General features: G+C 73.5%; 18 protein-coding genes. 10 read left to right on the top strand and 8 right to left on the bottom strand.

Annotated features, from left to right (window positions below; genetic code table 11):
• Positions 1 to 16: 16 nt before the first annotated feature.
• The 4 genes from ABLM29_RS03885 (at position 17) to ABLM29_RS03870 (ending at position 5,976) form a co-directional block, all read left to right on the top strand.
• Positions 17 to 955: an ABC transporter ATP-binding protein gene (locus tag ABLM29_RS03885; protein WP_349712518.1), complete on the top strand. Its 939-nt coding sequence runs from the start codon at positions 17 to 19 to the stop codon at positions 953 to 955.
• Complete coding sequence (locus tag ABLM29_RS03880) at positions 952 to 2,595, top strand: ABC transporter permease (protein WP_349712516.1); 1,644 nt, start codon at positions 952 to 954, stop codon at positions 2,593 to 2,595. The genes ABLM29_RS03885 and ABLM29_RS03880 overlap by 4 nt, the downstream gene beginning before the upstream one ends.
• 172 nt (positions 2,596 to 2,767) lie before the next feature.
• A complete protein-coding gene (locus ABLM29_RS03875; protein ID WP_349712515.1) occupies positions 2,768 to 4,417 on the top strand; it encodes a GMC family oxidoreductase in 1,650 nt (549 codons plus the stop codon).
• The gene (locus ABLM29_RS03870) at positions 4,414 to 5,976 is read left to right on the top strand and encodes a succinic semialdehyde dehydrogenase (protein WP_349712513.1); all 1,563 of its coding nucleotides are present in this window, start codon (positions 4,414 to 4,416) and stop codon (positions 5,974 to 5,976) included. Before ABLM29_RS03875 ends, ABLM29_RS03870 begins: the two co-directional genes overlap by 4 nt.
• A gap of 64 nt (positions 5,977 to 6,040) precedes the next feature.
• Here ABLM29_RS03870 and ABLM29_RS03865 read toward each other — a convergent pair whose 3' ends face one another.
• Positions 6,041 to 6,484 (bottom strand): Hsp20/alpha crystallin family protein, encoded by a 444-nt coding sequence (locus ABLM29_RS03865; RefSeq protein WP_349712512.1) that lies wholly within the window; start codon positions 6,482 to 6,484, stop codon positions 6,041 to 6,043.
• A 130-nt stretch (positions 6,485 to 6,614) separates the two neighbouring features.
• Between ABLM29_RS03865 and ABLM29_RS03860 the strand changes: the two genes are divergently transcribed.
• Together ABLM29_RS03860 and ABLM29_RS03855 are read left to right on the top strand one after the other, a co-directional pair.
• Positions 6,615 to 6,902, top strand: a complete 288-nt coding sequence (locus ABLM29_RS03860; RefSeq protein ID WP_349712511.1) for a MerR family transcriptional regulator — start codon at positions 6,615 to 6,617, stop codon at positions 6,900 to 6,902.
• Between the two features lie 67 nt (positions 6,903 to 6,969).
• The gene (locus ABLM29_RS03855; protein ID WP_349712510.1) at positions 6,970 to 8,298 is read left to right on the top strand and encodes a serine hydrolase domain-containing protein; all 1,329 of its coding nucleotides are present in this window, start codon (positions 6,970 to 6,972) and stop codon (positions 8,296 to 8,298) included.
• Between the two features lie 93 nt (positions 8,299 to 8,391).
• Here ABLM29_RS03855 and ABLM29_RS03850 read toward each other — a convergent pair whose 3' ends face one another.
• A complete protein-coding gene (locus ABLM29_RS03850) occupies positions 8,392 to 9,153 on the bottom strand; it encodes a dioxygenase family protein (protein WP_349712509.1) in 762 nt (253 codons plus the stop codon).
• A gap of 104 nt (positions 9,154 to 9,257) precedes the next feature.
• On the opposite strand from ABLM29_RS03850, the gene ABLM29_RS03845 reads away from it, so the two are divergent.
• A complete protein-coding gene (locus ABLM29_RS03845; RefSeq protein ID WP_349712508.1) occupies positions 9,258 to 10,520 on the top strand; it encodes an NHL repeat-containing protein in 1,263 nt (420 codons plus the stop codon).
• A complete protein-coding gene (locus ABLM29_RS03840) occupies positions 10,517 to 11,023 on the top strand; it encodes a hypothetical protein (protein ID WP_349712506.1) in 507 nt (168 codons plus the stop codon). The genes ABLM29_RS03845 and ABLM29_RS03840 overlap by 4 nt, the downstream gene beginning before the upstream one ends.
• Before the next feature lie 13 nt (positions 11,024 to 11,036).
• Here ABLM29_RS03840 and ABLM29_RS03835 read toward each other — a convergent pair whose 3' ends face one another.
• The 6 genes from ABLM29_RS03835 to ABLM29_RS03810 all read right to left on the bottom strand — a co-directional run bounded on the left by ABLM29_RS03835 (position 11,037) and on the right by ABLM29_RS03810 (position 18,530).
• Positions 11,037 to 11,699 (bottom strand): uracil-DNA glycosylase, encoded by a 663-nt coding sequence (locus ABLM29_RS03835; RefSeq protein WP_349712613.1) that lies wholly within the window; start codon positions 11,697 to 11,699, stop codon positions 11,037 to 11,039.
• 236 nt (positions 11,700 to 11,935) lie between these two features.
• The gene (locus ABLM29_RS03830; RefSeq protein WP_349712505.1) at positions 11,936 to 13,411 is read right to left on the bottom strand and encodes a pyridoxal phosphate-dependent decarboxylase family protein; all 1,476 of its coding nucleotides are present in this window, start codon (positions 13,409 to 13,411) and stop codon (positions 11,936 to 11,938) included.
• Complete coding sequence (locus tag ABLM29_RS03825; RefSeq protein ID WP_349712503.1) at positions 13,408 to 14,805, bottom strand: MFS transporter; 1,398 nt, start codon at positions 14,803 to 14,805, stop codon at positions 13,408 to 13,410. The genes ABLM29_RS03830 and ABLM29_RS03825 overlap by 4 nt, the downstream gene beginning before the upstream one ends.
• Entirely contained in the window at positions 14,802 to 15,950 is a 1,149-nt protein-coding gene (locus ABLM29_RS03820) for a polyhydroxyalkanoate synthase family protein (RefSeq protein WP_349712501.1), read from the bottom strand. Before ABLM29_RS03820 ends, ABLM29_RS03825 begins: the two co-directional genes overlap by 4 nt.
• A gap of 141 nt (positions 15,951 to 16,091) precedes the next feature.
• Positions 16,092 to 17,486 (bottom strand): alpha,alpha-trehalose-phosphate synthase (UDP-forming), encoded by a 1,395-nt coding sequence (locus ABLM29_RS03815; protein WP_349712500.1) that lies wholly within the window; start codon positions 17,484 to 17,486, stop codon positions 16,092 to 16,094.
• Between the two features lie 9 nt (positions 17,487 to 17,495).
• Positions 17,496 to 18,530, bottom strand: a complete 1,035-nt coding sequence (locus tag ABLM29_RS03810; RefSeq protein WP_349712498.1) for a Gfo/Idh/MocA family protein — start codon at positions 18,528 to 18,530, stop codon at positions 17,496 to 17,498.
• Positions 18,531 to 18,665: 135 nt separating this feature from the next.
• On the opposite strand from ABLM29_RS03810, the gene napA reads away from it, so the two are divergent.
• A complete protein-coding gene (napA, locus tag ABLM29_RS03805; protein ID WP_349712497.1) occupies positions 18,666 to 18,980 on the top strand; it encodes a nucleoid-associated protein NapA in 315 nt (104 codons plus the stop codon).
• Between the two features lie 37 nt (positions 18,981 to 19,017).
• Positions 19,018 to 19,638: a LytR C-terminal domain-containing protein gene (locus tag ABLM29_RS03800; RefSeq protein WP_349712496.1), complete on the top strand. Its 621-nt coding sequence runs from the start codon at positions 19,018 to 19,020 to the stop codon at positions 19,636 to 19,638.
• The last annotated feature ends 161 nt before the right edge of the window (positions 19,639 to 19,799 follow it).

Raw genomic sequence — 19,799 nt, 5'->3', positions numbered from 1 at the left:
GAAGGATCACGACGCCATGAGCACCACCCCCGAACCCGCCCTGCGCACGCAGGGGCTGGTCAAGAAGTTCGGCTCGTTCAAGGCCCTGGACGGCCTGGACCTCGAGGTCGCCCGCGGCGAGGTGCACGGCTTCCTCGGCCCCAACGGCGCCGGCAAGTCCACCACCATCCGGGTGCTGCTCGGCCTGCTGCGCGCCAACGGCGGCTCGGTCGAGCTGCTCGGCGGCGACCCGTGGCGCGAGGTGGTCGAGCTCCACCGGCGCCTGGCCTACGTCCCCGGCGACGTGGTGCTGTGGCCGGGGTTGTCCGGCGGCGAGGCGATCGACCTGCTCGGCAACCTGCGCGGGGGCCTGGACAAGCGTCGCCGCGACGAGCTGATCGAGCGCTTCGAGCTGGACCCCAAGAAGCGCGGCCGGCAGTACTCCAAGGGCAACCGGCAGAAGGTCGCGATCATCGCCGCCCTGGCCGCCGACGTGGAGCTCCTGATCCTCGACGAGCCCACCTCGGGCCTGGATCCGCTGATGGAGGCGGTCTTCCAGGACGAGGTCGGCAAGGAGAAGGAGGCCGGCAAGACGATCCTGCTCTCCAGTCACATCATGAGCGAGGTCGAGGCCCTGGCCGACCGGGTCAGCATCATCCGGCAGGGCCGGATCGTGCAGACCGGCACCCTGGAGGAGCTGCGCGGGCAGTCCCGGGTCACCATCACCGCCACGCTGGCCGACCCGCCGGCGGACCTGGACGCGCTCAGCGTGCTGCACGACGCCGTCCTCGACGAGCACCACCGGCTCACCGCGACCGTCGAGCCCGACCGGGTCAACGCCGCGATGGCCGAGCTGGTGCCGCACCGGATGTCGCACCTGACCGTGTCGCCGGCCTCGCTGGAGGACCTGTTCCTGCGGCACTACGACACCGACGGCCGGGCCCCCGCCGGCGAGGTCGAGGGGGTGGCGAGGTGAGCGCCGCCACGGCCGCTCCCGGCGCCGCGGGCGCCCGCCGCACCCGCCGGGGCGGCGGGCTGGTCGGCTTCCGTCCGCTGCTCAAGGTCTCGATGCACCAGGACGTCCGCAACATCGCCCCCTGGGTCGTGCTGATCTCGGCGCTCTCGGCGTCCTCGATCCTGGCCTACGCCTGGATCTTCCCCGACCAGTCCGACCGCGTCGCGCTGTCGACCTCGCTGGGCGCCAACCCCGCGCTGTCCCTGATCTTCGGGCCGGCCCGGGACCTGATGACCGCGGACGGCTTCAACGCCTGGCGCGCCGGCCAGCTCGGGGCGTTCTTCGCCGGGCTGATGGCGGTCCTGACGGTGGTCCGCAACAGCCGGGCCAACGAGGACTCCGGGCAGGCGGAGCTGATCGCCTCGGGCGTCATCGCCCGCGGCTCCCGGCTCGCGGTCGCGGTGGCGATGGCCACGATCGGGTCGATCGCGATCGGCGTCGTCTGCTTCCTGGTCACCATCGCCTGCGGCGGCGGGATCACCGCCACCGCGATCCTGTCCGCCTCCTTCACCGCGTCGGGGCTGGTCTTCACCGGCGTCGCCGCGATCGCCGCCCAGCTCGGGTCGGACGCCCGCACCGCGTCCAGCATCGGGATCGGCACGCTCGGCGTCTTCTACGTGCTGCGCGGCTACATCGACACCTCCAGCGCCGCCGACTGGGTCACCTGGCTCACCCCGTTCGGGTGGCTCGAGAAGGCCGGGCCGGCCATCGACGACGACCCGTGGCCGCTGCTGCTGGCCGTGGCCCTCGCGGTGCTGCTGGTGGCGACCGCGTTCGCCCTGCAGGAGCGCCGGGACTTCGGCCAGGGCATGGTCGCCCAGCGGCCCGGCCCCGCGGAGGCGGGCCTCGCGGGCAACGTGTGGGGCCTGGCGCTGAAGCTCAACGCCGGCTCCACGATCGCCTGGCTGATCGCGTTCGCCGGCCTCGGGCTGCTCTTCGGCACCCTGGCCACCTCGATCGGCGACATCATCACCGACAACCCCGGCGTGGCCCGGATCCTCGCCTCCGGCGCGGCCAGCGCCTCCGACCTGACGTTCGCGTTCCTGGCCACGATCCTGCAGATCATCGCCATCATCGCCGCGGTCATGGGCGTCCAGGTGGCGCTGGCGGTCTACGCCGAGGAGATCGACTTCCGCGTCGAGCCGCTGCTGGCCGCCTCGCTGCGGCGGCACACGTACCTGGCCTCGAACGCGATCATCGCGCTGGTCGGCCCGGCGCTCGCGATGGTCATCGCCGGCACCACGCTCGGCCTGGTCGCCCACGGCCGCGACGACACCATCGCCACCGGCGACGTCATCCGCCAGGCGGTCGTCACGATCCCGGCCGTGTGGGTCCTGGTCGGGATCGCGCTCGCGGTGGTCGGCGCCCGCCCAGTGGTCCGGCTCGCGGCCTGGGTCGGCGTGATCGCGACCTTCGGGCTCACGCTGCTCGGGCCGACCTTCAACCTGCCCGACTGGGCCCTCGACATCAGCCCGCTCCGCCACGTCCCCAACGTCACCGCGCCCGACCCGAGCTGGGCCAGCCTGGGCTGGCTGTGCCTCATCGCGGCCGCGCTGGTCGCCGTCGCCTTCGCCGGCTTCCGTCGCCGCGACGTCATCTGACGGCGGCGGCGCGCGCCCGCCGACCGGTCCCGCCGCCCGCGATTCCCACCGTCCGCGAAGCGAAAGACTTTCGTGCGGATCTGAGACATGTACGTCTAAAGTAGAACGCGTTACAGTGACGGGGCTCATAGTGGGCCCGCGGGGGACCCGGTCGACGAGGATGGGACAGCACATGGCCAAGCGCGCGCCGTACAGCAACGAGGCCGACTACGTCGTCGTCGGCTCGGGCAGCTCCGGATCGATCATCGCCGGCCGGCTGGCCGAGTCCGGCGCCAGCGTGATCCTGCTCGAGGCCGGCAAGTCCGACGACAAGGGCATGCACGGCTACTTCACCAAGAAGCCCGGCATGATCGGCCCGATGCACTCCGAGCCCAGCCTCGAGGCGAAGTTCGACTGGGGCTACCGCTCGGTCCCGCAGCCCGGCCTCGACGGCCGCCGGATGCCGGTCCCGCGCGGCAAGGTCGTCGGCGGCTCCTCCTCGGTCAACGGCATGGTCTATGTCCGCGGCAACCGCGCCAACTACGACTCCTGGGCCGCCGAGGGCAACGCCGGCTGGTCGGCCGACGACGTGAACCCGGCGTTCAAGCGGTACGAGGACTTCGAGGACGGCGAGAACGAGTACCGAGGCGCCGGCGGCCCGATCAAGATCGGCCGCAAGAGGAAGCCGCAGGAGGCGACGCTCCAGTTCATCCAGGCGACCGCCGACACGCTCGGCGTCAAGATCCTCGACGACTACAACGCCGCCGAGCAGGAGGGCATCGCCCGGATGCAGCAGAACGTCGCCGACGGACTGCGCTACTCCTCCTCCCGCGGCTACGTGCACCACCTCAACCCGCCGACCCTCGAGCTGCAGACCGAGGTGCTGGCCACCCGTGTCGTCATTGAGAACGGCCGCGCCACCGGCGTCGAGGTCCTCGACCAGGGCAAGAAGGGCGGCACCCGCCGGATGATCCGGGCCGCCAAGGAGGTCATCCTCAGCGCCGGTTTCATCAACTCCCCGCAGCTGCTCATGGTCTCCGGTGTCGGCCCCGCCGAGCACCTGGCCAGCCTCGGCATCGACGTGGTCGCGGACCTGCCGGTCGGCGACAACCTGCACGACCACATGTTCCACCCGATGTCGTTCCACGTCCCGTCGGTGGAGTTCCAGGGCAACCCGTGGACCTTCGCCAAGGGCGTGCTCCGCGACTGGACCATCGGCGGCTCGTTCCTCGACGACTCCGTCTTCGAGTCGGTCGGCTTCGTGCGCAGCTCGCTGGCCGAGGGCATCCCGGACATCCAGCTCCACGCGCTGCCGTGGATCTACCCGAGCCCCCCGACCGACGAGCCGGTCCGGCACATGCCCGACCCGCGCCCCGGGCTGACCGTCTTCTCCACGCTGATCTACCCGAAGAGCCGCGGAACCATCCGGCTCGCCTCCGCCGACGCCACGGTCGCCCCGTTGATCGACTACGGCTACCAGACCCACCCCGACGATGCCGAGGTGCTCGCCCAGGGCAGCGAGATGATCCGCGAGATCATGGCCGGCGCCGCGTTCGGCGGCGGTGTGAAGGCCGAGATCCACCCCGGCCCCGAGCTCGCCAACGGCAAGGACCTGCGGGTCGCGATGAAGCAGCGCTCCATCTCGGTCTACCACGGCGTCGGCACCTGCCGGATGGGCGTGGACGAGCGGGCCGTGGTCGGCCCCGACCTCAAGGTCCGCGGCGTCGAGGGCCTGCGGGTCGCGGACGCCTCGATCATGCCGTCGATCACCGGCGGCAACACCAACGCGCCCTGCTACATGATCGGCGAGCGCGCCGTCGACTTCATCCTGGGGCGGGTGTGAGCGGCCCCGCGCGCCCCGCGAGCCTGACCGACGAGCTCCTCGAGCGCCTCGTCGCCCGCGTCCCCGGCTCCGGCGGCGCCACCTGGAAGCTCACCGAGGTCTACTCCGGCGAGGTGCTCGTCGAGCTGCCGCAGTCCACGCCCGAGGACATCGAGGTGGCCTTCGCGAAGGCCCGTGCCGCCCAGCGGCTGTGGGCGCAGTGGCCGCTCGAGCGGCGCCTGGAGGTCTTCGACCGCGCCCACGCCCTGCTGGTCGACAACGCGCACACCACCGCCGACCTGATCCAGGCCGAGAGCGGCAAGAACCGGCGGATGGCGATCGAGGAGACCTGCGACCCGCCGATGGTGATCAGCCACTACCTGCGGCGCGCGCCGAAGGTGCTGGCCCCGGTCAAGCGCGGTGGCCCGGTGCCGTTCGTCTCCACCTCCACGGAGGTGCACGTCCCCAAGGGCGTCGTCGGGATCATCGCGCCGTGGAACTTCCCGTTCGCGACGGGCCTCTCCGACGCCATCCCGGCGTTGATGGCCGGCAACGCGGTGGTGGTCAAGCCCGACAACAAGACGGCGCTCTCCCCGCTCTACGGCATCGCGCTGCTCGAGGAGGCCGGCCTGCCCGAGGGCCTCTTCCAGGTGGTCTGCGGCGAGGGGCCGGACGTCGGGCCGACGCTCATCGACAACGCGGACTACATCATGTTCACCGGCTCCACCGCGACCGGCCGGGTGATCGGTGAGCGCGCCGGGCGCAACCTCATCGGCTGCTGCCTCGAGCTCGGCGGCAAGAACCCGATGATCGTCCTGGACGACGTCAACGTCGAGGAGTGGGTCGAGGGCACCACCTTCGGCGTCTTCGGCAACACCGGCCAGATCTGCATGCACATCGAGCGGATCTACCTGCCCGACAGCCGGTACGACGAGCTCAGGGACGCCTTCGTCGAGCGGGCCGCGCACCTGCGGATCGGGGCGGCGTACGACTTCGGCCCGGAGATCGGCTCGCTGGTCTCGGCCGACCACCGCGACCGCGTCGCCTCCCACGTGGAGGACGCGGTCGCCAAGGGCGCGACGGTGCTGACCGGCGGCCGCGCGCGCCCCGACATCGGGCCCGCGTTCTTCGAGCCGACGGTGCTGGAGGGGGTCACCACCGACATGAAGGCCGGCTGCACCGAGACCTTCGGGCCGGTGGTCGCGCTGCACCGCTACCGGACCGTGGACGAGGCGATCAAGCTCGCCAACGACACCGACTACGGGCTCAACGCCTCCGTCTGGGGCACCGACCTGGCCCGCGCCGAGGCGGTGGCGGCGCGGATCGAGTCCGGCAACGTCAACATCAACGACGCGCTGGCCACGGCGTACGCCTCCAAGGGCACGCCGTCGGGCGGGGTGAAGAACTCCGGCGTCGGCGCGCGCCACGGCGACCAGGGCCTGTTGAAGTACACCGACGTCAAGAACGTCGCGGTGCTGAAGAAGCAGGTGATGGGGCCGCGGCCGGGCCAGGGCTACGACGCCTACGTGAAGCAGATGCTGTCCAGCCTGAAGCTGATGAAGCGGCTCCGCGTGCGCTGACCGCGCCGGTGAGCGCGACGAAGGGGGCGGCCCGGAGGCCGCCCCCTTCGCGTTGCTCGCCCGGTCAGGACTCGATCGGCACCGGCTGCTCGGCGGGCGTGACGCCGGCGATCTCGATCTTGCGGGACTTCGCCCGCTCGGCGATCGGCACGACGAGCCGCAGCACGCCGTTCTCGTAGCCGGCCTCGATGCCCTCGAGGTCGAGGTTGTCGCCGAGGACGAGCTGGCGCGTGAACTGGCCGTGCGTGCGCTCGGCGGCTAGGTGCTGCCAGTCGCCGTTGCGGTTGGCGCGCTCGGCGCGGACGGTGAGCACGTTGCGCTCGACGTCGATGTCGATGCTCTCGGGGCTGACGCCCGGCAGGTCGAACTCGAGCACGAACCGCTCGCCCTCGCGCCACGCGTCGAGCGGCATGACGGCCGGGCGGTTGGTGGTGCCGGAGGAGCCACCCAGGAGCTGGGCGGTCAGGCGGTCGAAGTCGCGGAACGGGTCGGTGGTGCGCAGCAGCATGGCGGTCCTCCTTGGTGGTGGTCAGCGGTACTGAATGTGTAACCACTGATATAGATCTTCTATTCCGTTCGTGTCAAGTAGCATGGTCGGGATCGACGGGCCGGTGCCGGACGGAAGGGGGTGGCGGGTCATGGAGCGCACGCGCGCGGTCTTCGCGATCTCCGTCGCCGCGGAGATGTCCTCGCTGCAGATCCAGAACCTGCGCGTCTACGAGCGCCGCGGCCTGGTCACCCCCGCCCGCACCGCCGGTGGGACCCGCCTCTACAGCGACGAGGACGTCGCCGTGCTCCGGCGCATCCGGGAGCTGCTGGCCGAGGGGCTCAACCTGGCCGGCGTGGCCCGCGTCCTCGAGCTCGAGGCCGAGGTGGCGGGGCTGCGCGAGGAGGTCCGCGCGCTGAACGCGCGCCGCGGGCGCTGAGGGTCTCGACGGGCTCGACCCCCCCGGGCGGGGCGGTCGTTGTGACGGCCGCCACTACGATCCGCGGGTGAGCAGGTCCCGCAAGATCGTCCTGGGCATCGTCGCCCTCCTCGTCGTCGCCCTCGTCGCCGCCTACTGGTGGCAGCGCCCGCTGCTGCTGACCGGCACCGGGTACGCCGCGCACAACGCCTGCGCGCTCGACCGCGTGGCCGGACGCGGCGATCCCGAGGGCGACCTGCCCCCGAACCCGCTGGTGCCCGTGGTGCGCACCTCGGCCGACGGCGACGAGACCACCGGCAGCATCCTCGGCGCCCTCGCCCGCCAGCACGCGTGGTACGCCCCCGGCTACGGCTGCACCCTCGCCGACGAGCGCCCCGACCTGCCCGAGCCGGTCGAGGTCCCCGGCGCCAACCCGTACGCCGCGGCGGCCGCGCCGGGCGACGTGCCGCCCGGGGTGGCGGAGGCGCTCGCCGCGGCGTTCGGCGACGACCTCCCCGCGAGCGACCGGGAGGACCTCGGCACCCGCGCCGTGGTCGTGCTGAAGGACGGCGAGCTGGTGGCGGAGCGCTACGCCGACGGCTTCGACGCGACCACGCCGCAGCTGGGCTGGTCGATGACCAAGAGCGTGACCGACCTGATCGTCGGACGGCTCGTCCACGACGGCGAGCTCGCGCTGGACGAGGACGGGCTGCGCCCGGAGTGGACCGACGAGCGGGCCGGCATCACGGTCCGCGACCTGCTCCAGATGACCAGCGGGCTGGAGTGGGACGAGACCTACGCTCTCAACACCCCGATCACGCGGATGCTCTACCTGGAGCCGGACATGGGTGCCTACGTGGCCGGCCAGGGGCTGGCGCACCGGCCGGGCACCTACCTGCAGTACTCCTCGGGGAGCACCACGCTGCTCTGCGACATCCTGGCCGAGCGCACCGGGCTGGGCCCGAACCTGCCGAGGGAGACGGTCTTCGCCCCGCTGGGCCTGGGCAGCGCCGTGCTCGAGCCCGACCCGACCGGCACCCCGGTCTGCAGCTCGTACCTGTGGGCCTCGCCGCGCGACTGGGCGGCGATCGGCCAGTTCGCCCTCCAGGACGGCGTGTGGGAGGGCGAGCGGCTGCTGCCGGAGGGGTGGATGGAGGAGTCGGCGACCGCGGTGGACGTCGAGAGCTTCGAGGACGAGCCCTACGGCCGCAGCTGGTGGACCAACGCCGCCCCGGACGGCGCCCTGGTCGAGCCGGGGCTGCCGGCCGACGCGTACTTCGCCGAGGGCCACGACGGCCAGTGGATCGTCGTCGTCCCGTCCGAGGGGCTGGTCATGGTCCGGCTCGGCTTCACGCCCGAGCGCGAGGACAACCGGGTGCTGAGCAGCGCGGTGAGCCTGGTCGACGCGCTGCGCTGAGGCCGAGTGCGCGAGTCGGCAGAAACTTTCTGCCGACTCGCCGATCCCAGTGCCGAGTCGGCAGAAAGTTTCTGCCGACTCGCGGTGGTGGGGTCAGGCGACCTGGAGCGACCGCTTCGACAGGCCCATCCAGAAGCCGTCGATCACCTGGATCCCCGGGGTCGCGGCGTCGGTGGCGGCGCCGAGGGTGACGAAGAGCGGGCTGTAGTGCTCCACGGTCGGGTGCGCGTAGGGCATCCCGGGTGCCTTCGACCGGTAGGCGGCGAGCGTGTCCACGTCGCCGCGGGCCAGCGCCTCGCCGGCCCAGGCGTCGAAGTCGGTCGACCAGCCGGGGGCGGCGGCGTCGATCCGGAACTCCGTGAGGAACGGCAGGCCGTGGGTGAGGAACCCGGAGCCGATGATCAGCACGCCCTCCTCGCGCAGCGGCCGCAGGCGCTCGCCGAGCCGGAGCAGCCGCTCGGGGTCGTGGGTGGGCAGCGACATCTGCAGCACCGGGATGTCGGCGTCGGGGTACATGATCCGCAGCGGCACCCAGGCGCCGTGGTCGAGGCCGCGCGAGGTGTGCTGGTGCACCGGCTCGGTGTCCGGCATCATCGCCGCGATCCGGCTGGCCAGGGCGGTGGCGTCGGGGGTGCGGTAGGTCATCGCGTAGTACTTGGGGTGGAAGCCGCCGAAGTCGTAGACCAGGTCGGCGCCGGACGCGGTGAGCGAGACGGGGGCGGACTCCCAGTGGGCGCTGACGATCAGGATCGCCTTCGGCCGCGGCAGGTCGGAGGCCCACGCAGCCAGCTGCCCCGACCAGATCGGGTCGTCGAGCAGCGGGGGAGCGCCGTGGCCGATGTAGAGGGCGGGCATCGCATTCATGTTCACTCCAATGGTTGAACATTGAACTATATTCCCGTGGGCGGCTTTGGGCAATGCGCTGACCGGCGCGCGGGGCCTGCCCCACACTGGCGACCGTGCTGCGTGGCCGTGGGGATCTCGTACGCCGGCGGCCGCTCCGCGCGCTGCTCGTCGGCGTCGCCGTCGTGCTGGTCGGCTCGGGCCTGTCGGCGCCCGCGGCCGTTGCCGACGCCGAGGTCGAGCCGCGGCTGCCGAGCGCGGTGAACGCGCCCGGCGCCTGGTCGGAGCCCAGGGTGCCCCGCGAGCCGGTCGCCGCCCTCGGCGTCGCCACACGGACCATGCCGGTCGGGCTCCGCGACTCGAGAGATCGCCTCGCCTTCTTCTGGACCTCTGCCCTCGACGGCCGTTCGTCCTGGCTGGACGCCGGGTTCTGGCCGAACGACTGGAGCCTGGAAGGGGGCGTCGCGGTGTCTCCGGACGGCCGGTGGCTCGCGTGGGTCCGGCCCGCCAAGGCGCGCGGGCGGGAGGGCTTGGGCGGCCTCGGGGCGCCGCTGGCAGGCTGGTCGGTGCTGGACACGACCACCGGGAGGGTGCGCGACCTCGCGGTCCCGGGCTTCGACCGGGTCCGTCCGACCTTCTCGGACCTCGCTTTCTCCCGCGACTCCCGCTACCTGCTGACCAGCTACGAGACGCCCGACCGGCCCCGGAACGGGAACCGCGGGCACCGTTTCGTCGCCTGGGACGCGGCCGACGGCTCCCCTCACGTGCTGGAGGAGCCGGGCCACTACTGGCTGCCCACCCTCGGGTACGCCGACAGTGGCGTCGTCTGGTCCAGGGGCCACCGGGTGTTCCGCGCCGACCCGGCGACCGGCGACCGGGCCACGGTGACCCTGCCGCGGAAGGTCTCGCTGGCCTCCTTCGCCCCGGGTGATGCCGGGTTCGCCTACCTCGGTCCCGACGACCGGCTCTACGTCGGAGCGACCTCCGCCGCCGCGACGCGCGCGATCGGCCTCCCCGACTCCAGCCCGGTCGGCGAGTTCCTCGCCTGGCGGGACGCGACGCACGTGGTGCTGGGCAACTACCGGCGCGAGGTGTACGTCGTCGACACCACCGACGGCGGCGTCGAGACGATCGACCTGGCCGGCAGCGGCGACCAGGTCAACACGCCGGTCCTCGCGCTCGACCTGTGGGCCGAGCCGCTGCGGGACCCCGTGGCCCCGGTCGGGACGAGCGACCCGCGCCGGCCGTGGCGGTGGGTCGGCCTCGGGGTCTTCGTCGGGCTGCTGGCCGGCGGCGCGGTGCTGCTGCGCAGGGCCGACCGGACAGCGGGACGCCGCCGGCCGCAGCCGGCCGCCGAGCGCCGGCGGGTGAGGGCATGACGGCCCTCGACACGCGGCCCGCGATCGACCGGCTCCCGACCGCCGCTTGGGCGATGGCCTGGCTGTTCCTCGCCGGCCAGGTGTGCGCGCTGGTGGTGCGGGGCCCGAGCTCATCCGGCGCGCCGTGGATCCTCGCCTCGATCGCGCTCACGGTGGTGGTGGTCCGATGGGTCGCCGACGGCGTGCTCCGCGGGCGCACCGTGCGGCTGGTCGCGGTGTGGGTACTGATCAGCGCAGCCGCGTCGGTGCAACTCGTCGATCTTCTGATCGGACCCGCCGACGTCGAGCGCGTGCTGTCCCTCGGCTTCTCGGCCGCCCAGCTCGCCGCGCTGGCGGCGTACTGCTCGACCGGCTACTTCCAGGCCTGCCGGGCGGGCCGGGCCGCGCCGCGCTCCGTGCTCGCGCCCCTGCTCCTGATCGCCGTCGCCTCCGGTTTCCTCGGCGGCCTGACCGAGCCGGCCGCGCCGGTGTCGTCGTCCACGGTCCTCCGCGTCGGGCTGTAGCGGCCTCCGGCGCTCAGGCGGGCAGCGACCAGTCCACCGGCTCCGCGCCCTGCGCGACGAGCAGCTCGTTGACCCTGCTGAACGGGCGCGACCCGAAGAACCCCCGGTACGCCGACAGCGGGGACGGGTGCGCCGACTCGACGTACGGCACCGGCCCGAGGTGCTTGGCCAGGCCGCGGGCGTCGGCGCCCCACAGGATCGCCGCCATCGGCGCGCCCGCCTCGGCCCGGCGTACCAGCGCCTCGATCGCGCACGCGGTGACGTGCTCCCAGCCCTGCCCGCGGTGCGACCCGGAGTCGCCGGGGCGAACGGTGAGCACGCGGTTGAGGAGCATCACGCCCTGGTCGGTCCAGGCCGACAGGTCGCCGTGCTCGGGCGGCGTCACGCCGAGGTCGGAGGAGAGCTCCTTGTAGATGTTGACCAGGCTCGGCGGCAGCGGGCGGATGCCGGCCTCCACCGCGAAGCAGAGCCCGATCGGGTGCGCCGGGTTGGGGTAGGGATCCTGACCCACGATCAGGACCTTCACCTCCGACAGCGGCCGCGCGAAGGCGCGGAACACCCGGTCCCCGGCGGGCTGGTAGCGCCGCCCGGCGGCCAGCTCGGCGCGCAGGAACGTCCCCAGCGCGGCGACCCGGTCGTCGACGGGGGCCAGCGCCTCGGCCCAGTCCTCGGCCATCAGGCCCTGCTGCACGAGCTGCTCGAGTCCGCCCACGGCGCCGACCCTAGGGGGTGGCCCGCGCCGTGGGCGACTCGGTCTTGTGGGTCGGGCCGTGTCCCGGCGCCTGCGGCGTCGTCCCCCTCCCTCCGGGGGACGTGGCCGCGGCCTCCGGGCCGTCCCACGGGTGGGAATCTACGGTCCGGCGCGTGCCCGGCGGATCGGGCACGCGTACGGAGTCGCCTAGTACCGGAGGACTACTCGCCGGCCCCGGTCGGGGCAGCGGCGCCGCGCACCGGCCGCGCCAGGCGGTCCAGGAACGCGACCAGCACGGCCTCGCGCAGCGCCGGCGGCGCCGCGTCGAGCAGCGCGTTCACCGGGGCCATCCGCTTCGGCAGCGCCGGGCCGCCGGAGCCGTCGCCCTCGCCGCCGAGCCCGCCGGCCGCGAGCAGCCCGTCGAACTCCTCCTCCGACAGCGTCGCCGGGTCGAGGACCTGGAGCAGGTCGACCACCCCGGCGTCCACCGCGACCGGACCGGCGGCCCGCGCGGCGACGACCGAGTCGGCCAGCGCGGCGAGGAACTCGTCGACGGAGCCCAGGGTCGCCGCGCACAGCGACAGGTGCAGCGACGGCGGCTGGCCGCGGTAGGCCATCTGCGGCTGGGTGAACCAGCCGCGCTCGGTCATCTCGTCGGCCACCGTGTAGACGTCGAGGTCGTCGTCGGCGACCATCGCCACCAGTGTCGACTCCGGCTCGCCGATGACGGTCAGGCCGTCGATCCCGCCGACGCCCGCGATGATCCGGTCGGTCGCCTCCAGCGCCGCGCGGGTCAGCTCCAGGTAGCCGTCCACGCCCAGCGCCTTGACCGTCGTCCAGGCGCCGGCCACGGGGCCGCCCGAGCGCGTCGACTGCAGCGTCGCGTTGAGCATCGTGTAGCCCGGCCAGTCGGCGTGGGCGAAGTACTGCGGGCGGCGCAGCGCGGGCGTGCGGTGCAGCAGTACCGAGGCGCCCTTGGGGGCGTAGCCGTACTTGTGCAGGTCCATCGAGATCGAGGTGACGCCCTCGACCGCGAACGTCCACGGCGCCACCTCGCGCCCCAGGCGCGCCTTGAACGGCAGCACCCAGCCGCCGATGCAGGCGTCCACGTGGCAGCGGATGCCGCGCGCGGCGGCGTCGGCGGCGATCTCGGTGACGGGGTCGATCACGCCGTGCGCGTACGACGGCGCGCTGACCACGACGAGCACCGTGGTGTCGTCGCAGGCCGCGGCCATCGCGGCGGGGTCCGCGCGGTGGTCGGCGCGGGTGGCGACCACCCGCACCTCCATGTCGAAGTAGTGCGCGGCCTTGTGGAACGCCGCGTGCACGGTGTCCGGGACGACGATCGAGGCGCGCGTGCCGGCGGCGGCCAGGTCCGGGCGACCGTCGCGGGCCGCCTGGACGGAGAGCATGCAGGACTCGGTGCCGCCGGAGGTGAGGGTGCCGGCGGCCGTCTCCGGGGCGTCGACCAGGTCGGCGGCGAAGCCGACGAGCTCGTTCTCCATCGCCAGCAGGCTCGGGAACGCCGTCGGGTCCAGGCCGTTGCTGCCGGCGAACGCGGCCACGGCCTCGCGGGCCAGTGCGTCCACGTCGGCCAGCCCGGCGTCGTACACGTAGGCGAGGGTGCGGCCGCCGTGGACTGGCAGGTCCCCGGCCTGCCAGTCGTGCAGTCGGGCGCGGATCTCCTCGGGGGTCATGCGGTTCCTTCCGGGGTGGGGGTGGTGTCGGTCGCGTCGACCGTCTGCTCGTCGAGCGTGTAGCCCCGCAGCCACCACAGGCTGGCCAGGACCAGCAGCATGGGCAGCAGCGAGAAGCCGAGGGTGATGGCGGTCAGCGCGCTGTCGGGCTGGACCACGTCGGCGCCGGCGCTGGACCGGTAGCCGCCGATCGCGAGGACCACCGCGAACAGGCCCGGCCCGAGCGCGAAGCCGAGCGTCTCGCCCGCGGTCCACACGCCGGTGTAGACGCCGACCCGCGAGGAGCCGGTACGCCGGGCGTCGACCGCCGCCGCGTCGGGCAGCATCGCCAGCGGGAAGACCTGGATGCCGGCGTAGCCGAGACCGACCACCCCGACAGCGGCGTAGACCGCGGCCGCCGGCATCCCGTCGACCAGCCCGGCGACCGCCGCCAGCGCTGCGCCCAGCGCCAGTACCAGTGAGGCGGCCACGTAGCCGCGCCGCTTGCCGACCCGGTGGCCCAGCGCGGCCCAGGCAGGGGTGAGCAGCAGGGCGGGGCCGACGAAGCAGACGAAGAGGATCGTCGCCGCGCCGGTCCTGCCCAGCACGTCGCCGGCCAGGTAGTCGACGCCGGCGAGCATGCAGCCGGTGGCGAGGGCCTGCAGCACGAAGGTGGTCAGCAGCGCGCGGAACTCACGGGCGCCCGCGACGATCCGCAGCTGGTCGCGGAGCGTGCCGGACCCGGCCTCGACCGCGCCGATCGGGGCGTGCCGCGTGCCTCGGTAGGAGAGCACCACGCCGGTGAGGATGAGCAGTGCCATCGCCACGCCCATCACCCGGTAGCCGTCGCGGCCGCCGATCGCGTCGCGCAGCGCGGGGGCGCTGGCGCCGGCGAGCATGATCGTGAACGCCAGGATCGCCACCCGCCAGGTCATCAGCCGGGTCCGCTCCTCGGCGGTGCCGGCGATCTCGGCGGGCATCGACACGTAGGGCACCTGGAAGAACGCGTAGGCGCTGGCGCAGGCCACGAACATGACCAGCACCCAGGCCGCGTCCGCGGTGACCGAGCCCAGGTCGGGGCCGGCGAAGAGCAGCGCGAAGCAGACCGCGAGCACCACGCCGGCGCGCAGCAGCCACGGGCGGCGCGGGCCGCGCGGGTCCGTGCTGCGGTCGCTGATCCGGCCGGCGATCGGGTTGAGGATGACGTCCCAGGCCTTCGGCAGCAGCACGATCGCGCCGGCGACCAGCGCCGGGACGGCCAGCTCGTCGGTCAGGAACGGCAGCAGCATCAGCCCGGGCACGGTGCCGAACGCGCCGGTCGCGACTGACCCGGCGCCGTAGCCGATCCGGACGCGGCGGGGCAGGGCACCGGCGGACGTGCCGGGGGCGTTCCCCGGCTGCACGGTGGCGCTCACCGGCCGAACGTCCGGGAGGAGGCCGACGAGTGGCGGCGGTGGGGGTCGGTGCCGAGCGTCGGGTGGTCGCCGGGCGGCGACCAGCGGTAGAGCCACTCGTCCAGCGCCGGCCACGTCGAGTCCCGGGCGCCGCGGCCGGTGAGCAGGCCGAGGTGGCCGCCGGGGACCACCTCCAGCTGCGCCTCCGGCGACCCGCTCAGCATCGGTACGACGGCGCGGACCGCCTCGAGCGGCGCGATGGTGTCGTGGGCGCCGGCGACCACCAGGACCGGCACGTCGATGTCGGCCAGCGCCACGGTGCGGCCGCCGAGCTCGAGGGTGCCGCCGGCGAGCTGGTTGCCGGTGGCGAAGCGGTGGTAGAGCTGCCCGTAGGCGCGACCGGGGTAGGCGGTCATGGCGGCGGTGAACCGCTGGACGGCCTCGACCTGGGCGAGCCACTCGCGGTCGTCGGCGTGCGCCGCGAGCGCGAGCGGACGGGTCACGAGGCGGTCGACCGGGGGGAGCCCGGCGGCCCAGCCGACCAGCGGGTCGGGGGCGCCGCCGAGGAGCCGGTAGGTCCGGGTGACGGGGGCGGGCAGGTCCTCGGCGGTGAGCAGCGGCCGGAACGGTGCGGTCAGCGGGACCCGGGCGACGTCGACCGGCGTGCCGAGCATGCTCAGCGAGGCCACCGGCAGCGCGCCGCCGGGGCGCGCGGCGAGGGTGAGCAGCGAGAAGAGGCCGCCCAGGCTCCAGCCGACCAGGTGCACCGGGCGGCCGCCGGCGTGCTGGAACGCGGCGTGGATCGCGGCCGGGAGGACCTCCTCGACCCACCGCTCGAGGCCGAGCCCGCGGTCGCGCAGCGAGACCTCGCCGTACTCCACGAGGTAGGTGGGGCGGCCGTCGGCCAGCAGGTGCTCGACCAGCGAGCAGCCGCGGCGCAGGTCGTAGCAGAGCGACGGCGCGGCCAGCGGTGCGACGAGCAGCACCGGGTCGCCCGACTCGGGCCCGTCCGCGTGCGGCCGGTAGTGGTAGACCTCGCGCAGCGGGCCGTCGTCGATCAGCGTGCGCGGCATCGGTCGCAGGTCGGCCAGGCCGCCGCGGAGCACCCGGTGCGCCACGTTGCCGGCTGCCGCAGCGACCTGGGAGGGCTTGGGCACCAGGTCCATGAGCGAAAAGTATCCCGGCTCACACCCGTCGTGGGTCGCCGGGGCCGGGTCCGGGCGGTTGTCCCGGGCCGGCGGGCCCCGCGTCACATGGATTCCGGTCGCTTCTCGGGCCTGGACCCGACCAGGATCCATGTGACGCGGTCAGTCGTGGTGCTCGATCGCGAGCTCGGTCATGAAGCTGTCGGCCCACGCCTTCACGTCGTGCTGCGCGATCTGCTTGCGCATCGCCCGCATCCGGCGGGTCAGCTCCTTGGGCTGCGCCCGGTAGGAGTCCAGCAGCGCGGCCTTCATGCCGTTGATGTCGTAGGGGTTGACCAGCCACGCCTGGCGCAGCTCGTCGGCGGCGCCGGCGAACTCCGAGAGGACCAGCGCGCCGTCCTCCTCGATCCGGCAGGCGACGTACTCCTTGGCGACCAGGTTCATCCCGTCGCGGTAGGGCGTGACCACCATGATGTCGGCGGCGCGGTAGAGCGCGGCCATCTCCTCGCGCGGGTAGGAGGAGTGCAGGTAGGAGATCGCCGGCCGCCCGATCCGGCCCAGGTCGCCGTTGAGGCGGCCGACCAGGCGGTCGATGTCGTCGCGCAGGATCCGGTACTGCTCGACCTGCTCCCGCGAGGGCACCGCGACCTGCACGAAGACCGCGTCCTCGACGCTGAGGTGCTCGTCGCGGATCAGCTCGCCGAACGCGCGCAGCCGGGCGTAGATGCCCTTGGTGTAGTCGAGCCGGTCGATGCCGAGGAAGATCTTGCGCGGGTTGCCGAGCGCCTCGCGGATCGCCTTGGCGCGCTCGGCGACCTCGGGGGAGCGGGCCAGCTCCTCGAAGCCGGCGGCGTCGATCGAGATCGGGAAGGCGGCGGCCCGGACCTCGCGCCCGTCGGGCAGGTAGACCAGGTCGCGGTGCGTGCGGTGGCCGACCCGCTGGCGGACCAGCCGCACGAAGTTCTGGGACGCGCCGGGCAGCTGGAAGCCGACCAGGTCGGCGCCGAGCAGGCCCTCGAGGATCTGGCGGCGCCAGGGCAGCTGGGCGAAGAGCTCGGCGGGCGGGAACGGGATGTGCAGGTAGAAGCCGATCCGCAGGTCGGGGCGGAGCTCGCGGAGCATCTGCGGCACCAGCTGCAGCTGGTAGTCGTGCACCCAGACCGTGGCGCCCTCGGCGGCCAGCTCGGCCGCCTTCTCGGCGAACCGGCGGTTGACCTTGACGTAGCGGTCCCACCACTCGCGGTGGAACTCCGGCTTGGCGACGACGTCGTGGTAGAGCGGCCACAGGGTGGCGTTCGAGAAGCCCTCGTAGTGCTCCTCGATCTCCTCCTGCGTCATCGACAGCGGGACCAGGTGCAGCCCGTCGATCTCGAACGGCTCCAGGTGCTGCTCGGTGCCGCCGGGCCAGCCGAGCCACACGCCGTTGCCGGCGCGCATCACCGGCTCGATCGCGCTGACCAGCCCGCCGGGGGAGCGGCGCCAGGTCACCTCACCGTCCTTGCCGGTCACGCGGTCGACGGGGAGGCGGTTGGCAACGATCACCAGGTCGTGGGCCACGCCCCCACCCTAACCGGGCGTGGGTCGCTCCCCGGGGAAGGCGACCCCGACCTGCCGCCGCAGGTCGTCCATCTGGCCCAGCACGGCCAGCGTCTGGGCGTGCGGGATCAGCGGGCTCTCGCGCAGGCCCTCCCGCAGGCAGCGGTTCACCTCGGCGATCTCGTTGCCGTACCCCTGGCCGATCACGGGCTCGGCGCCGGTCAGCGTCACCGCCCGGTCGGGCTGGGGCCCGCGCATGGGCTCGTACGGCGTGAAGACCGCCCGCTCCGGGTGGTGGAACGCCGGGCCCACGTCGATCCGTCCCAGGTCGGTCGCGATCGCGGCGTCCTGGGACGACCACGAGGTCATCGACGCGTTGAGCGCGGCGAGCGCGCCGCCGGCGTACCGGCCGGCGATGGCGACGTCGAGGTCGATCCCCCGGTCGCTCAGCGTCGCGGCGGCGGTGAGCCGCTCCGCGGGGCCGAGCATGAGGTGGGCGAAGGTCAGCGGGTAGACGCCCATGTCCAGCAGCGCGCTGGCGCCGAGCGCGGGGTCGAGCATCCGGCTCCCGGGGCCGTCGTCGACCCGGAAGCCGAGCTGGGCCTGCAGCTGCCGCGGCGCTCCGAAGCGACCCGAGGCCAGCTCCGCGCGCAGCTCGCGGACGACCGGGTGGCAGGCCATCCACATGGCCTCCATGAGGAACCGGTCGTGCTCGCCCGCCAGCCGGACCATCTCGGCGGCGTCGGCGGTGTCCAGCGTCAGCGGCTTCTCGCAGAGCACGTGCTTGCCGGCCGCGAAGGCGGCGCGCGCGTTGTCCAGGTGGAAGGCGTGCGGGGTGGCGATGTAGACCACGTCCACGGCGTCGTCGGCGAGCAGGTCCTCGTAGGAGCCGTGCGCCCGGGTGGCCTCGTCGCCGTGCTCGGCGGCGAACGCCCGCGCGGAGTCGAGGCGCCGGGAGCCGACCGCGGCGAGCCGGGCGTCGGCCACCAGGGCCAGGTCCCGCGCGAAGGTGTGGGCGATCTTGCCGGTGGCCAGGATGCCCCAGCCGACGTCGGGCGCGCTCATGGGGCCGAACGTACCGGCTCGGCGTGGCGTGTCGCGGTGAATGACATTGCTGTGATTCGACGTCTACAGTGTGGGAACACAACCGGGTTGATGCGTCGGGACTCCCGGAACCCCGACGCGAGGTGGAGGACGCAGATGAACGCCGAACGGAGCAGTGCCGCGGCCGAGGCCGAGGCTGCCGCGACCGCCGGAACGGCCGAGGGCCTGAGCGAGCGCGACAGCGAGATCCTCGCCTTCGAGCGCCAGTGGTGGAAGTACGCCGGCGCCAAGGAGTCGGCGGTCCGCGAGAAGTTCGACATGAGCTCGACCCGCTACTACCAGGTCCTCAACGCGCTGATCGACCGACCGGAGGCGCTCGCCGCCGACCCGCTGCTGGTGCGGCGGCTGCGCCGGCTGCGCTCCCAGCGCCAGCGCCAGCGCTCCGCGCGGCGTCTCGGCTTCGAGATCTGATCGCGAGCACACCCGCTTTCCAGGAAGGAGTGCGGCCATGACCTTCCCCACGTGGCCCACCCGGTCCGCGGAGGACCGCGGACCCCGCCGGCGCGACCAGCGCGGCGCCGTACTGCCCTCGCCGGTGGTGCTGCTGAGCATCGTCGCGGTCGCAGTGGCGGCCGTGGCGTTCGTCGCCACCCGTGACGTCGAGCCCACCGAGCGCGAGATCACCACCGTCTCCGACGAGGCGTCGACCACCCCCGGCGCCGAGTCCTCCGCCGAGCCGAGCGCCGCACCGGGCGACGACGCGACCGACGACGCGACCGACGCCGCGACCGACGCCGCGGCGGAGAAGCCGAGCGAGAAGCCCACCAAGAAGCCGAAGCCGCAGGTCAAGCGCGGCGAGGTGGGCGTCGTCGTCTTCAACAACTCCGGGATCACCGGCCTGGCCGGCGAGGTCGGGGCCCGTGCCTCCGCGGCGGGCTGGAGCTTCGTCGCCGCCGACAACTGGTACGGCACCGTCGTCGCCACCACCGTCTACTACCCGCCCGGGATGAAGGAGGCGGCGAAGCTGCTCGCCCTCGACCTGGGCATCCAGCGCGTCGTGCCGGCCGACCCCGGCAGCGACATGAGCATCAGCAACCTCACCATCATCCTCACCGGCAGTCTCGACTGACCGACCTGCGGGCGGGCGAGCGAGCGCAGCGAGCCAGACCGCGAGGCCGAGTCGGCAGAAACTGACCGGAGGAGCGCAGCGGGGGAGGTCAGCTTCTGCCGACTCGGCGGGCGCGGCTTGTCAGTTTGTGCCGACTCGGCGTGTCAGTTTGTGCCGACTCG

Origin of the sequence: Nocardioides sp. YIM 152588, from assembly GCF_040191335.1 — a bacterium.
Classification (GTDB): domain Bacteria; phylum Actinomycetota; class Actinomycetes; order Propionibacteriales; family Nocardioidaceae; genus Nocardioides.
The sequence above is the reverse complement of the archived record's forward strand: the minus strand, read 5'-3'. Positions and strand labels throughout refer to the sequence as shown.

Coding starts and splice junctions, on each gene's coding strand:
- ABLM29_RS03885 (WP_349712518.1), top strand. CDS start 17: ATGAGCACCACCCCCGAACCCGCCCTGCGCACGCAGGGGCTGGTCAAG.
- ABLM29_RS03875 (WP_349712515.1), top strand. CDS start 2,768: ATGGCCAAGCGCGCGCCGTACAGCAACGAGGCCGACTACGTCGTCGTC.
- ABLM29_RS03865 (WP_349712512.1), bottom strand. CDS start 6,484: ATGCTGCTGCGCACCACCGACCCGTTCCGCGACTTCGACCGCCTGACC.
- ABLM29_RS03860 (WP_349712511.1), top strand. CDS start 6,615: ATGGAGCGCACGCGCGCGGTCTTCGCGATCTCCGTCGCCGCGGAGATG.
- ABLM29_RS03850 (WP_349712509.1), bottom strand. CDS start 9,153: ATGCCCGCCCTCTACATCGGCCACGGCGCTCCCCCGCTGCTCGACGAC.
- ABLM29_RS03840 (WP_349712506.1), top strand. CDS start 10,517: ATGACGGCCCTCGACACGCGGCCCGCGATCGACCGGCTCCCGACCGCC.
- ABLM29_RS03835 (WP_349712613.1), bottom strand. CDS start 11,699: ATGGCCGAGGACTGGGCCGAGGCGCTGGCCCCCGTCGACGACCGGGTC.
- ABLM29_RS03830 (WP_349712505.1), bottom strand. CDS start 13,411: ATGACCCCCGAGGAGATCCGCGCCCGACTGCACGACTGGCAGGCCGGG.
- ABLM29_RS03820 (WP_349712501.1), bottom strand. CDS start 15,950: ATGGACCTGGTGCCCAAGCCCTCCCAGGTCGCTGCGGCAGCCGGCAAC.
- ABLM29_RS03810 (WP_349712498.1), bottom strand. CDS start 18,530: ATGAGCGCGCCCGACGTCGGCTGGGGCATCCTGGCCACCGGCAAGATC.
- napA (WP_349712497.1), top strand. CDS start 18,666: ATGAACGCCGAACGGAGCAGTGCCGCGGCCGAGGCCGAGGCTGCCGCG.
- ABLM29_RS03800 (WP_349712496.1), top strand. CDS start 19,018: ATGACCTTCCCCACGTGGCCCACCCGGTCCGCGGAGGACCGCGGACCC.